The organism is Pseudomonas sp. GW821-FHT12A04, assembly GCF_058807755.1.
Genome location: NZ_JBXAQZ010000012.1, coordinates 31838 through 46317, shown reverse-complemented (window position 1 = coordinate 46317; position 14480 = coordinate 31838). Strand labels below are relative to the sequence as shown.

At 59.3% G+C, this 14480-nt stretch carries 13 protein-coding genes; 3 read left to right on the top strand and 10 right to left on the bottom strand.

Annotated elements, in window-relative coordinates; translation table 11 throughout:
- Positions 1-119: 119 nt before the first annotated feature.
- The 3 genes from AC1RS8_RS19250 to AC1RS8_RS19240 all read right to left on the bottom strand — a co-directional run bounded on the left by AC1RS8_RS19250 (position 120) and on the right by AC1RS8_RS19240 (position 3270).
- The gene (locus tag AC1RS8_RS19250; RefSeq protein WP_057713108.1) at positions 120-878 is read right to left on the bottom strand and encodes an alpha/beta hydrolase family protein; all 759 of its coding nucleotides are present in this window, start codon (positions 876-878) and stop codon (positions 120-122) included.
- The gene (locus tag AC1RS8_RS19245) at positions 868-1977 is read right to left on the bottom strand and encodes a DUF3182 family protein (protein WP_489339309.1); all 1110 of its coding nucleotides are present in this window, start codon (positions 1975-1977) and stop codon (positions 868-870) included. Before AC1RS8_RS19245 ends, AC1RS8_RS19250 begins: the two co-directional genes overlap by 11 nt.
- Positions 1978-2277: 300 nt before the next feature.
- Complete coding sequence (locus AC1RS8_RS19240) at positions 2278-3270, bottom strand: GlxA family transcriptional regulator (protein WP_407516254.1); 993 nt, start codon at positions 3268-3270, stop codon at positions 2278-2280.
- A 101-nt stretch (positions 3271-3371) separates the two neighbouring features.
- On the opposite strand from AC1RS8_RS19240, the gene AC1RS8_RS19235 reads away from it, so the two are divergent.
- Positions 3372-3932, top strand: coding sequence for a cysteine hydrolase family protein (locus AC1RS8_RS19235; protein WP_489339311.1), 561 nt, complete (start codon positions 3372-3374; stop codon positions 3930-3932).
- Positions 3933-4153: 221 nt separating this feature from the next.
- Positions 4154-4654: a YkgB family protein gene (locus AC1RS8_RS19230; RefSeq protein ID WP_057713104.1), complete on the top strand. Its 501-nt coding sequence runs from the start codon at positions 4154-4156 to the stop codon at positions 4652-4654.
- Positions 4655-4684: 30 nt separating this feature from the next.
- On the opposite strand, the gene AC1RS8_RS19225 is transcribed toward AC1RS8_RS19230, so the two are convergent.
- The 3 genes from AC1RS8_RS19225 to AC1RS8_RS19215 all read right to left on the bottom strand — a co-directional run bounded on the left by AC1RS8_RS19225 (position 4685) and on the right by AC1RS8_RS19215 (position 7644).
- Entirely contained in the window at positions 4685-5557 is an 873-nt protein-coding gene (locus AC1RS8_RS19225) for an AraC family transcriptional regulator (protein WP_489339312.1), read from the bottom strand.
- 161 nt (positions 5558-5718) lie between these two features.
- A complete protein-coding gene (locus AC1RS8_RS19220) occupies positions 5719-6237 on the bottom strand; it encodes a single-stranded DNA-binding protein (RefSeq protein WP_007984430.1) in 519 nt (172 codons plus the stop codon).
- Positions 6238-6246: 9 nt separating this feature from the next.
- Complete coding sequence (locus AC1RS8_RS19215) at positions 6247-7644, bottom strand: MFS transporter (protein ID WP_090451697.1); 1398 nt, start codon at positions 7642-7644, stop codon at positions 6247-6249.
- A 191-nt stretch (positions 7645-7835) separates the two neighbouring features.
- On the opposite strand from AC1RS8_RS19215, the gene uvrA reads away from it, so the two are divergent.
- Positions 7836-10670 carry an excinuclease ABC subunit UvrA gene (gene uvrA, locus AC1RS8_RS19210; protein ID WP_150814486.1) on the top strand — a complete coding sequence of 945 codons (2835 nt, stop codon included), beginning with the start codon at positions 7836-7838 and terminating at the stop codon, positions 10668-10670.
- A 67-nt stretch (positions 10671-10737) separates the two neighbouring features.
- Here the strand turns inward: uvrA and bfr are convergent, their stop codons facing one another.
- The 4 genes from bfr to AC1RS8_RS19190 form a co-directional block, all read right to left on the bottom strand.
- The gene (gene bfr, locus AC1RS8_RS19205; protein WP_008053867.1) at positions 10738-11202 is read right to left on the bottom strand and encodes a bacterioferritin; all 465 of its coding nucleotides are present in this window, start codon (positions 11200-11202) and stop codon (positions 10738-10740) included.
- A gap of 148 nt (positions 11203-11350) precedes the next feature.
- Positions 11351-12805, bottom strand: coding sequence for a catalase (locus tag AC1RS8_RS19200; protein ID WP_489339319.1), 1455 nt, complete (start codon positions 12803-12805; stop codon positions 11351-11353).
- A 237-nt stretch (positions 12806-13042) separates the two neighbouring features.
- Entirely contained in the window at positions 13043-13429 is a 387-nt protein-coding gene (gene rplQ / locus AC1RS8_RS19195; RefSeq protein ID WP_007970429.1) for a 50S ribosomal protein L17, read from the bottom strand.
- 42 nt (positions 13430-13471) lie between these two features.
- A complete protein-coding gene (locus AC1RS8_RS19190) occupies positions 13472-14473 on the bottom strand; it encodes a DNA-directed RNA polymerase subunit alpha (RefSeq protein WP_007970428.1) in 1002 nt (333 codons plus the stop codon).
- Positions 14474-14480 lie beyond the last annotated feature (7 nt).

The following is a 14480-nucleotide window of genomic DNA, read 5'->3' as shown; positions in this document are numbered from 1 at the left end:
CGCCTTCGCGGGCAAGCCCGCTCCCACAGTGTCTGTTGGTGGATGCAGATTCCATGTACACCCTCGATCCTTGTGGGAGCGGGCTTGCCCGCGAAGGGGCCCGCAAGAACACCCCAATATCAGGATGATTGAATAATGCTCAAACGCTCCCCCACCACCATCTCGGTAATCCAGCCGACAAGGATCGAGGTGTAGGCCTGCTGCGAAACCGGGTCGCTCAGCGCATGGTCGGCGCCATCGATAATGCGATGGGTCAGCGAGTGAGTCTGCTGGCACGCCGCGCGGTAACTCATGATCGTTGAATGGGGCACGTAGTCGTCGGTCTCGGACTGCACCAACAGGACATCCCCGGTGAATTGCGAGCAGGCGTGCAAGGCACGATTGCTGTCGGCACGCACCAGGGTGCTTCGGTAATCACGCAGATCCAGCTTGTCCAGGTCGCGTTTCGGCGCGTGCCATTGCTCGTCGCGATACAGCGCCGGCACCCGCAGCGCCAGCCAGCGCACGGGCCTCAGCGAGGTCAGAATCGAGGCCAGATACCCCCCGTAACTGGTGCCGACCACGGCAATCGCCGAGGTATCGAGGGCCGGGTGTGCGAGCAAGCGGTCATAGGCCGCCAGCAGGTCGCGCAAATTGTCTTCCCGGGTCACCCGGGACAATGGAATGCCGGTGCCACCGGTGTGCCCGCGCAGGTCAAAGGTCAGGCACACGCACCCCAACCCGGCGATACCTTTGGCGCGTTCCAGATCCCGCTCCTGGCTGCCGCCCCAACCGTGCACAAAGAGCACGCCGGGGACTTTCGATTTGGGACTCAGGAAGGTCCCGCTCATCTGTTCGTCGTCGATGTCGATCTGAATGGATTCGCTTCTAGCCGTCATAGGGTTTAACCGTCACGTACTTGAGGAGAAAGTCACTGGCCTGCGCCGGCCCGCGGTACACCTCGATGGCGTCCGCCGGCAGCGGCTGGTCGATGTAGGTTTCCACCGAAGACACACGAATCGCGCACATCCCCGGATCGTTGACGAAACTCTGCAAGGCCGCGACCTCGGCGCTGCTGGCGCCGCCCATGCGCCAGGATTGTTCGAGCACACCGCTGCGTGGTCGGCCATCGCTGCCGATGCCCTGGGCGATGTCGTAGTTGCGCCGCGAGGCATAGAAACCTGGGTAGGCTTCATCCGCCGCGCTGTCGAACACCTGTGCCTGGCGGATCGCCAGTTGCACGTCTTCCGGCAGATCCAGCTTCAACAATTCGTCATAGCCGCCTGGCACCACCAGCAGGTTGGACCCGCCATAAACCTGTTCACCCTGAGCGTCCTCGGTCAAGTATTGATCACCGCAGTAACTGAGTACCTTTGCGCCGATAAAACTCTGGCCGACGCTGTGGGTGATCACCTGGTCCAGGTCCTGTTCGAGCACCACGCCTTCGGTGAACATCGCCTCGGCCTCGGGCTGGGCAAGCAGCTCATCGAACTCGTCGAGGCTTTTGATCACTTCCTGACCACGTCCGGCACAGGCATGAATCGGTTTCAGGCGGATCGGCCCGGTGTACAGCAAATGCTCCGCCGCCGGGCGCGCATCCTTCAGGGAGAACACGCTGAGACCGTCGAGCACCACGCTGCGCACCCGCTCGGAAAACAACGGAGCCCAGCCTCGCGGCGCATGGGCATGGTGGTTGAGCAATCCGTGACTGATGGCTTTGGTGCAGATGAAGTCGTGGTCGACATAACCGCCCCACAAATCCTCCGGGCCCTTGACCCCCAGTTGCCGGGCAGCCGCAGCGCCCACAAGGGTCTGGGTCGGCAACAGGTAGAGGTCTCGCCCTGCATGCAGTTGCGGGTCGTAGCTGCCGCCGTAGTTGAGCCCCAGTATCTGCGCCAGCCAGCGGGCCAGTGCGCGGTTGGTTTCAACTTCATGCACTGGCGCGTCGGCGAGCACCGAATGGGCGACCACCAGTTTCCTGCGGTTTGCCGGGGTCATGCATCCCCCTTCAATCGACGTTTGATGAATGTAGCTGAAGGGGTGCAGAGATCAGGCCAAGGCCCGTTGAGGAAAAAGGGTTTTTAAATCAGCCCGTTGCGCAGGAAGTGATGGCATGTGGCCTGTTTTATTCTGCACGACGCCCTTTGATACTCCGGCATTTTGCACGATTCCAGCCCACACGCCCGACCCTGTGGGAGCGAGCTTGCTCGCGATGAGGGAATGACATTCAACATTTATGTAGCAGACACACAGCTATCGCGAGCAAGCTCGCTCCCACAGGGAATCGAGGTGATGCGACTAGCGTGCGACCGATCCAGAGTTCACCCCAAACCGTGTCCGATAATCACTCGGCGCCAACCCGGTGATTTTCCTGAACGTTGCGCGAAACGCCCCGGGGTCCTGATAACCCACGGTCCAGGCGATGTGGTCGATGGTGCCGTTGGTGAACTCAAGCATTTCCCGGGCCTTGCCAACTCGCAGGTGCTGGCAGTATTCGGTGGGTTTGAGCCCGGTGGCCGCGCGAAAGCGTCGCAGGAAGGTGCGTTCTTCCAGCCCTGCCTTTTCGGCCATCGCCGCCAGCGACACATCGGTCGCTCCGGTGCTTTGCAGCCAGTGTTGCACCTTGAGGATCGTCGCATCGCCATGACTGAGGATCGGCGCAAAGTTGCTGCCGCACTCACTGGCGCTATCGCTGTGTTCCACCACCAGAAAACGCGCGGTGTTGGTGGCGATGCTCGGCCCCAGCAACCGGTTGACCAGGCGCAGACCCAGTTCCGACCAGGCCATCAGCCCGGCGGTGGTAATCAGGTCGCCGTCATCGACAATCGGCGTATCGGCCTTGAGCCGGATCGCCGGATAACGTTCGGCGAAAGCTTTGGCCGAGGTCCAGTGAGTGGTGGCGCTACGACCGTCGAGCAGACCGCTTTCGGCCAACAGGATAGAGCCCACGCAAACCCCGCCCAGTGTCGCGCCGCTGGCATGTTGCTCACGCAACCAGCGAATCAATCCCTGTGGCGCCTGGCCCTCGGAAAAACCGCCGATCGACGGCGGAATCAACACGGCCACCAGGGCGCGCTCCGGGCCAGGATGGCTGTCGAAGACCCGAACCGGCGCCTGATTACCCTCGACCTGCCAATGGCTGACCCGCAACAGCGGCAACTGCGCAGACTGATGTTCGGCGGCGATCCGGTTGGCCACCCCGAACAAATCCGTCAAACCATGCACCGCCGCCATCTGCGCGCCGGGATAGATCAGTACACCGAGTTCGGCGATTGCCCTTTCTGCGTCCATTGTCAGTTTTCCCCCTTCTATTGTCGGTGCGGCCAATCCTCGGATCGCCTGCCAGAGCCAATACTTCATTCCACACCAACACACACTTCGAGGAAACAGTCATGGTCAAGCAAGCGCTCATCGTAGTCGATATCCAGAACGACTACTTCCCCCAAGGCAAGTGGCCGCTGGTCGGTGCCGACGCCGCCGCCGACAACGCCGTCCGCCTGATCAAGGCCTTCCGCGACGCAGGGGATTCAGTGGTGCACATTCGCCACGAATTCACCTCTGAAGATGCGCCGTTTTTCACCCCGAACTCCGAGGGCGCGAAGTTGCACCCGAAAGTGCTCAACCGTGCCGACGAACCGGTGGTGCTCAAACACTTCGTCAACTCGTTCCGCGAAACCGAACTGCAATCGATCCTCGACGAACAAGGCATCAAGGAACTGGTGGTCGTGGGCAGCATGAGCCACATGTGCGTCGACGGCATCACTCGGGCGGCGGCGGATTTTGGCTATACGGTCACTGTGATCCACGACGCCTGCGCCACCCGTGACCTGGAGTTCAATGGCCTGACGGTTCCGGCGGCGCAAGTTCATGCGGCGTTCATGGCGGCCCTGGCGTTTGCCTATGCCAGCGTGGTTTCGACCAACGAGTACCTGACAAGAAGCCGGAAGGTGTAAACCTTATTCAGGACAAGACAGCGAAAATGAAAAAGCCCATGGCCTCACCTGCCATGGGCTTTTTATTGCCAGTGAGTCTGGACGATCTGCATCAAACGCAATACCGCCAGAATCCTGAAAAGTCATGCCAAAGCCAACAATCACTCCACTCCCAACGCATACGCGGGGGATGTTGCTTTCACCCATGCCACTTTCTGGATAACTCACTGGAAGACTGAACAATGAACAGCATGAATATCAGCACTGACAGCCTGTCGAAAAAAACATCCCTCGGACTCACCACCATGGCGCTAGGGACCTACGGCATTTACTTCGCCCTCGCCGTTATCTACTTCTGGTTCGGGGGAATGAAATTCACCCACTATGAAGCAGAGGGGCTGGTGCCGCTGGTGAGCAACAGTCCCTTCCTGGGATGGGTCTATAACATTTTCAGTGTCGATCTGTTTTCCAGTTTGCTTGGCGTTCTGGAGATCTCCATCGGTGTACTGATTGCGGGTCGCCTGCTGTCGCCAAAGCTTTCCTTGATCGGAGGCGCCTTGTCGGCCGGGCTGTTTTTCACCACCTTGAGCTTTATGTTCTCGACCCCCGGCGTGATTGAGCCCGGCCTTGGTTTCCCGGCCATTTCGGTCGCGCCAGGCCAGTTCCTGCTCAAGGACATCGGCTTGCTTGCCGCCTCCCTGTTCGTGGCGGGCCATTCGCTGACCCGACTGGAAACCCCTTGAGCTGACAACTTCACCCGCCGATGGCCTGAATCAGCTCGATGCATTCAGGTCATCGCCATCACCCGCCAGTACGCGGCCCTCAAGGGCCAGGGATTTCATCCAGTCCCGTGGACTGCAGCCGGTCTTGCGGCGAAACGCACGGGCAAGAGCCGACGGACTTTCATAGCCCACCTCATCGGCGATCAGCGTAATCGGCCGCCCCTCCCGCAGGCGCTTCTGCGCCAGACTGATCCGCCAGCTCAGAAGATAATCCAACGGTGTTTGCCCCAGGACCGCGCGGAAATGCACCGCATAAGCGGCGCGGGACATGTTCGATTCATTTGCCAACTCGGCCACTGACCAGGCCCGCTGAGGTTGGTTGTGCATCTGTATCAGCGAGCGCGACAGCCGCACATCGGCCAACCCGGCCATCATGCCGGTGCTCAACTGATGGTGGTCGAGCAAATGCCGGAACAGCAGGATGATCAACAGTTCGAACAAACGATCAAGCACGGCCTCCCTGCCGCAATGCCCGGCGCCAGCTTCACCGAACAGCCATCTCAGGGTGTCGGCCAGCAACGGCAGCTCATCCAGGGGCAACACCAGAAGATCGGGGAGCGAAGCAGATATCGGATTACTGGCGCCGCCATCGAACAGCATCGACGCACATAACAGCTGAGCACCTTCAGTCTCACTGGCGATGAGCTGATGTCGACTGGGGCGTGGCAGGAAAATCAGGCTGGGGCGAGTGATCAACAACTCACTCCTCCCTGGGCCTTTCAAAGTGACAGAGCCGGCCTGCAGCAGGTGAATATGACCGCGCTGGTCGGCGCCATCGTAGGCCGCCACGCCGCAAAGCATGCCGCTGTAAAACAGGTTCGCGCGCACGCCGAACTGTGACAACAACGTAGACAGGCGATCCATAGGGCAACTCTGCACAGGGTCTGGACCCATAGCAGAGTATCACTGCGCGCTGACCGCTGGACGATCCTCGATCCGGCGAGGAATGCCCTGGTAAAAATGCAAAAAGCCCGGCATCCAAAGGGAGGCCGGGCTTTTTCAGGTTCTATTCTTTGGTGAAAGAATCAGAACGGGATATCGTCATCAAAGCTGTCGAAATCCGGAGCCGGCTGAGGAGCGGCCTGCTGTGGAGCCGGGCGCGACTGTTGCGGCGCCGACTGCTGTGGACGTGGAGCCTGCTGGCGTGGCGCGGACTGCTGGTAGTTGTTACCACCGCCCTGGCCCTGCTGGTCGCCCTGTGGACGGCCGCCCAGCAGTTGCATGGTGCCTTGCATGTCGACCACGATTTCGGTGGTGTAACGCTTGATACCGTCTTTTTCCCACTCGCGGGTCTGCAGCTTGCCTTCGATGTAGACCTGAGAACCTTTACGCAGGTATTCGCCAGCGATTTCTGCAACCTTGCCGAACATCGACACACGGTGCCATTCGGTCTTTTCAACTTTCTGACCGGTTTGCTTGTCGGTCCACTGTTCGCTGGTCGCCAGACTCAGGTTGGTCACGGCGTTACCGTTAGGCAAGTAGCGAACTTCGGGATCCTGGCCGCAAGTGCCGACCAATATGACTTTGTTAACCCCACGGGCCATAACGTTCTCCTAGGCTACGCACGCTGCCCCGGCCGGGTTGTTCACCAGGCGCTCAAGGGTGGTGCGATCCAATAGTTCGGTGTCCAGTTTGATGTAAATCGCCGCCTCTTCTGCGACGATGACTGCATCTGTTACCCCTACGACCGCCTTCAGGCGCTCGACCAGACCCGCTTCGCGGATCGCCTCGGGCGACAACGGCAAGCGCAGGCTCGTGACGTAGGGAGGTTCGCGCATGGTAACAGCAAAGGCCAGCCAGAGGGCAGCCAGACCGGCGCATCCGAGGAACACAACCGACAGACCGCCATGCTGGAACAGCCAACCGCCAAGAATGCCGCCCAATGCCGACCCGAGGAACTGGCTGGTGGAATAAACCCCCATCGCCGTGCCCTTGCCGCCGGCCGGTGAAACCTTGCTGATCAGCGATGGCAACGAAGCTTCCAGCAGATTGAACGCGGTGAAGAACACCACCGTACCGATCACCAGAGCCCGCAAGCTGTCGCCGAACTGCCAGAAGAATAGCTCAGTGAACATCAGCGTCACGACGGCACCGAGTAAAACTCGTTTCATTTTGCGTTTCTTCTCGCCGTAGATAATGAACGGGATCATGGCGAAGAAAGAAATCAGCAACGCGGTCAGGTACACCCACCAGTGCTGCTCTTTGGGCAGCCCGGCTTTCTCGACCAGCGCCAGCGGCAAGGCGACGAAGCTGGACATCAACATCGCGTGCAACACAAAAATACCCAGGTCCAGCCGTAGCAGGTCCGGGTGCTTGAGCGTCGGCATCAATGCCTGGCGCGCAACACCGGACTCGCGATGCTGCAATGTCCCGGTAGAGCGCGGCACCATGAACATGACGATCACAATGCCGAGCAGCGCCATGCCGCCCGTGGCGAGGAACAACCCGGACAGACCAAAAGCGCGGGTCAGCAACGGGCCGACCACCATGGCGACGGCGAACGACAGACCGATGGTCATGCCGATCATGGCCATGGCTTTGGTCCGATGCTGCTCCCGGGTCAGGTCTGACAACAAGGCCATGACCGCGGCTGAAATCGCCCCGGCACCTTGCAGGATTCGCCCGGCGATCACGCCCCAGATCGAATCGGCATTGGCCGCCAGCAGACTGCCGAGGGCAAACACGATCAGGCCCAGGTAAATCACCGGGCGGCGACCGATCCTGTCGGAAATGAAACCGAAAGGAATCTGGAAAACTGCCTGGGTCAGGCCATAAGCGCCAATCGCCAGACCGATCAGGGCCGGCGTGGCTCCGGCCAGGTCCATCCCATAGGTCGCCAAAACCGGCAACACCATGAACATGCCAAGCATACGGAAGGCGAACACCAGGGCCAGACCGCTTGCCGCGCGGGTCTCGCTGCCGCTCATGCGCTCGCTGTGGGGATCGTGCATGGAAAAACCTCATGTGAACCGGCGGCGATTCTACCAGTCCCATCGATTGGCAGGGTATATCGCGACGCTTTGACGCGTGTAGATGACAGAGCTTTCATGCAAGGCAGCAATAGCAGCATTCGATAGTGTGCATCCATCCAGTATTTGGCCGTATACTCCTACGTTTTCGACGCCCGCCGAGCGAGGCCACCTTGGACAAGATCCTGATTCGTGGGGCTCGAACCCACAACCTGAAGAACATCGACCTGACCCTGCCACGGGACAAGCTGATCGTCATCACCGGCCTGTCCGGCTCCGGCAAGTCGTCCCTGGCTTTCGATACCCTGTACGCCGAAGGTCAGCGCCGCTACGTCGAATCGCTGTCGGCCTACGCCCGGCAGTTCCTGTCGATGATGGAAAAGCCCGACGTCGACACCATCGAAGGCCTGTCGCCGGCGATCTCCATCGAACAGAAGTCGACCTCGCACAACCCGCGCTCGACGGTCGGCACTATCACCGAAATCTACGACTACCTGCGCCTGCTTTATGCACGTGTGGGTATTCCCCGTTGCCCGGATCACGACATCCCGCTTGAAGCGCAGACCGTCAGCCAGATGGTCGACCTGGTCCTCGCCGAACCGGAGGGCAGCAAGCTGATGCTGTTGGCGCCGGTCATCCGCGAGCGCAAAGGCGAGCACCTGTCGGTTTTCGAAGAGCTGCGCGCGCAGGGTTTTGTCCGCGCCAGAATCAATGGAAAGCTCTATGAGCTGGACGAAGCTCCCAAGCTCGACAAGCAGAAAAAACATACCATCGATGTCGTGGTCGACCGCTTCAAGGTTCGCGCCGACCTGCAACAACGCCTGGCCGAATCCTTCGAGACCGCGCTGAAACTGGCGGACGGCATCGCCCTGGTGGCGCCGATGGACGACGAGCCGGGTGAAGAGATGATCTTCTCCGCACGCTTCGCCTGCCCGATCTGCGGCCACGCGATCAGCGAACTGGAACCCAAGCTGTTCTCCTTCAACAACCCGGCCGGCGCTTGCCCGACCTGCGATGGTCTGGGGGTGAAGCAGTTCTTCGACATCAAGCGCCTGGTCAATGGCGAACTGACCCTGGCCGAAGGGGCGATTCGTGGCTGGGACAGGCGTAACGTCTATTACTTCCAGATGCTCGGCTCGCTGGCCTCGCACTACAAGTTCAGTCTGGAAGTTCCGTTCAACGAATTGCCGGCCGATCAGCAGAAATTCATCCTGCACGGCAGCGGTTCGCAAAACGTCGACTTCAAATACCTGAACGACCGTGGCGATATCGTCAAACGCTCGCACCCGTTCGAAGGCATCGTGCCGAACCTGGAACGCCGTTACCGCGAAACCGAATCGGCATCGGTGCGCGAAGAACTGGCCAAGTTCCTCAGCACCCAGTCGTGCCCGGATTGCCGTGGCACCCGCCTGCGGCGTGAAGCGCGGCATGTGTGGGTCGGCGAAAAAACCCTGCCGGCAGTGACCAACCTGCCGATCGGCGATGCGTCCGATTATTTTGGCGGGCTCAAGCTCACCGGACGACGCGGCGAAATCGCCGACAAGATCCTCAAGGAAATCCGCGAGCGCCTGCAGTTCCTGGTCAACGTCGGCCTCGACTACTTGTCGCTGGATCGCAGCGCGGACACCTTGTCCGGTGGCGAGGCCCAGCGTATTCGTCTGGCCAGCCAGATTGGCGCCGGCCTGGTGGGCGTCCTGTACATCCTCGACGAACCCTCCATCGGCCTGCATCAGCGCGATAACGACCGGCTGCTGGGCACCCTCAAGCACCTGCGCGATATCGGTAACACGGTGATCGTGGTCGAGCACGATGAAGACGCGATCCGCCTGGCCGACTACGTGGTGGACATCGGCCCGGGCGCTGGCGTGCACGGCGGGCATATCGTTGCTGAAGGCACACCGGCCGAGGTCATGGCTCACCCGGACTCGCTGACGGGTAAATACCTGTCGGGCCGGGTGAAGATCGAAGTCCCGGCCAAACGTACACCGCGCAACAAGAAGCTGACGCTGTCGCTCAAGGGCGCGCGCGGCAACAACCTGCGCAATGTCGACCTGGAGATTCCGATCGGCCTGCTGACCTGTGTGACCGGCGTGTCCGGCTCCGGCAAGTCGACGCTGATCAACAACACCCTGTTCCCTTTGAGCGCCACGGCGCTGAATGGCGCCACTACCCTCGAAGCGTCCGCCCACGACAGCATCAAGGGCCTGGAGCACCTGGACAAGGTCGTCGACATCGACCAGAGCCCGATCGGCCGTACACCGCGCTCCAACCCGGCGACCTACACCGGTTTGTTCACGCCGATCCGCGAGTTGTTCGCCGGCGTACCGGAGTCCCGCTCCCGAGGCTATGGTCCGGGGCGCTTCTCCTTCAACGTCAAGGGCGGCCGCTGCGAAGCTTGTCAGGGCGACGGCCTGATCAAGGTCGAGATGCACTTCCTGCCGGACATCTACGTGCCCTGCGACGTGTGCAAGAGCAAGCGATACAACCGCGAAACCCTTGAGATCAAGTACAAGGGCAAGAGCATCCACGAAACCCTCGAGATGACGATCGAGGAAGCACGGGTGTTCTTCGATGCCGTACCGGCCCTGGCGCGCAAGCTGCAAACATTGATGGACGTCGGCCTGTCGTACATCAAGCTGGGGCAATCGGCGACCACGCTGTCCGGCGGTGAAGCCCAACGGGTGAAACTGTCCCGCGAGCTGTCCAAGCGCGATACCGGCAAGACCCTGTACATCCTGGACGAACCCACCACCGGTCTGCACTTCGCGGATATCCAGCAACTGCTGGACGTGTTGCATCGCCTGCGCGACCACGGCAACACCGTGGTGGTGATCGAACACAACCTGGACGTGATCAAGACCGCTGACTGGCTGGTGGACCTGGGGCCGGAGGGTGGTTCCAAGGGCGGGCAGATCATTGCCGTCGGCACCCCGGAAGAAGTGTCAGAGATGAAGCAATCCCATACCGGTTATTACCTCAAGCCGCTGCTGGAGCGCGATCGGGCTTGACCGCCCCCCCCATGAAAAAGCCCCTGTCACTTCATCAGTGACAGGGGCTTTTTTGTATTCGCAGCAATCAGGTGTGGGATTGCAGGTAGTTCTCTAGCCCGATCAACTTGATCAGACCCAACTGCTTCTCGAGCCAGTAGGTGTGATCTTCTTCGGTGTCATGCAATTGAACCCGCAGCATTTCGCGGCTGACGTAGTCCTTGTGTTGTTCGCAGAGCTTGATGCCCTTGCACAACGCAGCCCGTACTTTGTATTCCAGGCGCAAATCCGCTTCGAGCATCTCTGTCACCGTGGTGCCGACGTCGAGATCGTCCGGACGCATGCGCGGCGTGCCTTCGAGCATCAGAATCCGGCGCATCAGGGCATCAGCGTGCCCTGCTTCCTCTTCCATCTCGTGGTTGATTCGTTCGTAGAGCTTGGTGAAACCCCAGTCCTCATACATCCGCGAGTGGACGAAATATTGATCACGCGCGGCCAGTTCGCCGGTCAGCAACGTGTTGAGGTAATCGATCACATCTGGGTGGCCTTGCATCGCCCTACATCTCCCTGCTTTAAAGTTGTAGTTTGAACCAACATGCCCTTATCGTCACTCGCAAGACGCAATAAAAGCGAAGATATTCTGAGAAAACCGGCTGAAATAACGCAAAAACCGCCCAAACAAGGGCGGTTCTGCTTCTCATTTAGACTTCGTTAAGCTGTACGTTGAGCAGCTTTGCGATTGCTTCTCCATACGCCGGGTCAGCCTTGTAGAAATGCTGCAACTGGCGATCAACCACATCACTCGATACACCCGCCATCGAACCGGCGATGTTGCTAACCAGCAATGATTGCTGCTCCCCAGTCATCAAGCGGAACAACGCGCCGGCGTGGCTGTAGTAGTCGGTATCCTCGCGGTGATCGTAACGATCAGCCGCACCGCTCAGTGCCAATGGCGGCTCTGCATAGCGAGGCGCTTGCTTCGGCGACTCAACGTAGCTGTTCGGCTCGTAGTTTGGTGCCGCACCGCCGTTACTGCCAAACGCCATCGAACCATCACGCTGGTAGCTGTTCACCGGACTGCGAGGCGCATTAACCGGCAATTGCTGGTGATTGGTGCCAACACGGTAGCGGTGAGCATCCGCGTAAGCGAATACTCGACCTTGCAGCATGCGGTCAGGCGATAAGCCAACACCTGGGACCATGTTGCTGGGACCGAATGCCGCTTGCTCGACTTCAGCAAAGTAGTTCAGCGGATTGCGATTGAGCTCCAGCTCTCCGACTTCAATCAGTGGAAACTCTTTCTGCGACCAGGTCTTGGTGACATCAAAGGGGTTCTCGTAGTGCGCCGCTGCCTGAGCTTCGCTCATGATCTGGATGCATACGCGCCATTTCGGGAAATCACCCTGTTCGATGGCATTGAACAGGTCGCGCTGGGCGTAATCCGGATCAGTGCCCGCCAGGCGCGCAGCCTCCGCTGGAGCAAGGTTCTTGATCCCCTGCTTGGTCTTGTAGTGCCACTTCACCCAGTGACGCTCACCTTGAGCGTTGATGAGGCTGTAAGTGTGGCTGCCAAAACCATGCATGTGACGGTATCCATCAGGGATACCCCGGTCGGAGAACAGGATGGTGACCTGATGCAGCGCCTCGGGCGAATGCGACCAGAAGTCCCACATCGCCTGGGCACTCTTCAGGTTGCTTTGCGGCAAACGCTTCTGGGTGTGGATAAAGTCCGGGAACTTCAGTGGATCGCGAATGAAGAACACGGGGGTGTTGTTGCCGACGATGTCCCAGTTGCCTTCCTCGGTATAAAACTTCAAGGCGAACCCGCGCGGATCACGCTCGGTATCAGCCGCCCCCCGCTCACCACCCACGGTGGAAAACCGCAGGAAAGTCGGGGTTTGCTTGCCGACTGTCTCAAACAGCTTCGCGCTGGTGTATTGAGTGATATCGCGCGTCACGGTGAACGTACCGTAGGCACCCGAGCCTTTGGCGTGTACACGGCGCTCAGGGATGTTTTCACGGTTGAAGTGGGCAAGCTTCTCGATCAGGTGAAAGTCGTCGAGCAGCAGCGGGCCACGAGGGCCGGCGGAACGGGAATTCTGGTTATCGGCAACAGGAGCGCCACTGGCGGTGGTAAGCGTTTTGTTTTGGCTCATGCGATCTTCCTTCCTCTGTCGGTCTTGAACTGCCGGCTATCGGCTGAGAGGGAGTATTGATCATCAATATGACAGCTACAAATTCATTAACCTGTAGACATCGATAGAGAAAAACTAATGATCATCCCCATCACATAATGACGACGTGGACGCGGGAGACGCTTGTACAGAGGGCGCGTTTCTTACAGGCACAAAAAACCGGGCACTAGGCCCGGTTCTTTGTTTCAGACTGACGTCTTACTCGGCAGATACAGCTTCGCCAGCAGTAGCACGATCAACCAACTCGACGTACGCCATAGGCGCGTTGTCGCCAGCGCGGAAACCGCACTTGAGGATGCGCAGGTAGCCACCCTCACGGGTAGCGTAACGCTTGCCCAGGTCGTTGAAGAGCTTACCAACGATAGCTTTCGAACGAGTACGGTCGAAAGCCAGACGGCGGTTAGCAACGCTATCTGTCTTGGCCAAAGTGATCAGCGGCTCGGCAACGCGGCGCAGTTCTTTAGCTTTTGGCAGAGTAGTTTTGATCAGCTCGTGCTCGAACAGCGACACCGCCATGTTTTGGAACATGGCCTTGCGGTGCGAGCTGGTGCGGCTCAGGTGACGACCACTTTTACGATGACGCATGGTTCATTCCTTACCAAACACTACGTTCGGTGATTACGACGATCAGGCAGTCGCCTTGTCGTCCTTCTTAAGACTTGCAGGCGGCCAGTTGTCGAGGCGCATGCCGAGGGACAGACCGCGGGAGGCCAGAACGTCCTTGATTTCAGTCAAGGATTTCTTGCCCAGGTTCGGAGTCTTCAACAGCTCTACTTCGGTACGCTGAATCAGGTCACCGATGTAGTAGATGTTTTCCGCCTTAAGGCAGTTAGCCGAACGTACAGTCAGTTCCAGATCGTCAACCGGGCGAAGCAGGATCGGATCGATCTCGTCTTCCTGCTCGACAACCACTGGCTCACTGTCACCCTTGAGGTCGACGAACGCAGCCAACTGCTGTTGCAGGATGGTTGCAGCGCGGCGAATTGCCTCTTCAGGATCCAGAGTACCGTTGGTTTCCAGATCAATAACCAGCTTGTCCAGGTTAGTACGCTGCTCGACACGGGCGTTTTCCACCACGTATGCGATACGGCGAACCGGGCTGAACGAAGAGTCAAGCTGCAAGCGACCGATGCTGCGGCTTTCGTCTTCATCGCTCTGACGCGAGTCTGCCGGTTCATAACCACGACCACGAGCTACTACGAGCTTCATGTTCAGGGCGCCGTTAGACGCCAGGTTAGCGATTACGTGATCGGGATTAACGATCTCGACATCATGATCCAGCTGAATATCGGCAGCGGTAACCACCCCCGAACCCTTCTTCGACAAGGTCAGCGTAACTTCGTCACGACCGTGCAGCTTGATAGCCAGACCTTTAAGGTTCAACAGGATTTCAATTACGTCTTCCTGTACACCTTCGATGGCGCTGTACTCGTGGAGCACACCGTCAATCTCGGCCTCGACTACTGCACAGCCGGGCATTGAGGACAACAGGATGCGGCGCAGCGCGTTGCCCAGGGTATGGCCAAAGCCACGCTCGAGAGGCTCGAGAGTGATCTTGGCGCGGGTTGGACTGACAACCTGCACATCAATGTGGCGGGGTGTCAGGAACTCATTTACCGAAATCTGCATGGATGCA

Coding starts and splice junctions, on each gene's coding strand:
- AC1RS8_RS19240 (WP_407516254.1), bottom strand. CDS start 3,270: ATGGACGCAGAAAGGGCAATCGCCGAACTCGGTGTACTGATCTATCCC.
- rplQ (WP_007970429.1), bottom strand. CDS start 13,429: ATGCGTCATCGTAAAAGTGGTCGTCACCTGAGCCGCACCAGCTCGCAC.
- bfr (WP_008053867.1), bottom strand. CDS start 11,202: ATGCAAGGCCACCCAGATGTGATCGATTACCTCAACACGTTGCTGACC.
- AC1RS8_RS19235 (WP_489339311.1), top strand. CDS start 3,372: ATGGTCAAGCAAGCGCTCATCGTAGTCGATATCCAGAACGACTACTTC.
- AC1RS8_RS19190 (WP_007970428.1), bottom strand. CDS start 14,473: ATGCAGATTTCGGTAAATGAGTTCCTGACACCCCGCCACATTGATGTG.
- AC1RS8_RS19230 (WP_057713104.1), top strand. CDS start 4,154: ATGAACAGCATGAATATCAGCACTGACAGCCTGTCGAAAAAAACATCC.
- AC1RS8_RS19245 (WP_489339309.1), bottom strand. CDS start 1,977: ATGACCCCGGCAAACCGCAGGAAACTGGTGGTCGCCCATTCGGTGCTC.
- AC1RS8_RS19200 (WP_489339319.1), bottom strand. CDS start 12,805: ATGAGCCAAAACAAAACGCTTACCACCGCCAGTGGCGCTCCTGTTGCC.
- AC1RS8_RS19250 (WP_057713108.1), bottom strand. CDS start 878: ATGACGGCTAGAAGCGAATCCATTCAGATCGACATCGACGACGAACAG.
- AC1RS8_RS19220 (WP_007984430.1), bottom strand. CDS start 6,237: ATGGCCCGTGGGGTTAACAAAGTCATATTGGTCGGCACTTGCGGCCAG.
- AC1RS8_RS19225 (WP_489339312.1), bottom strand. CDS start 5,557: ATGGATCGCCTGTCTACGTTGTTGTCACAGTTCGGCGTGCGCGCGAAC.
- AC1RS8_RS19215 (WP_090451697.1), bottom strand. CDS start 7,644: ATGCACGATCCCCACAGCGAGCGCATGAGCGGCAGCGAGACCCGCGCG.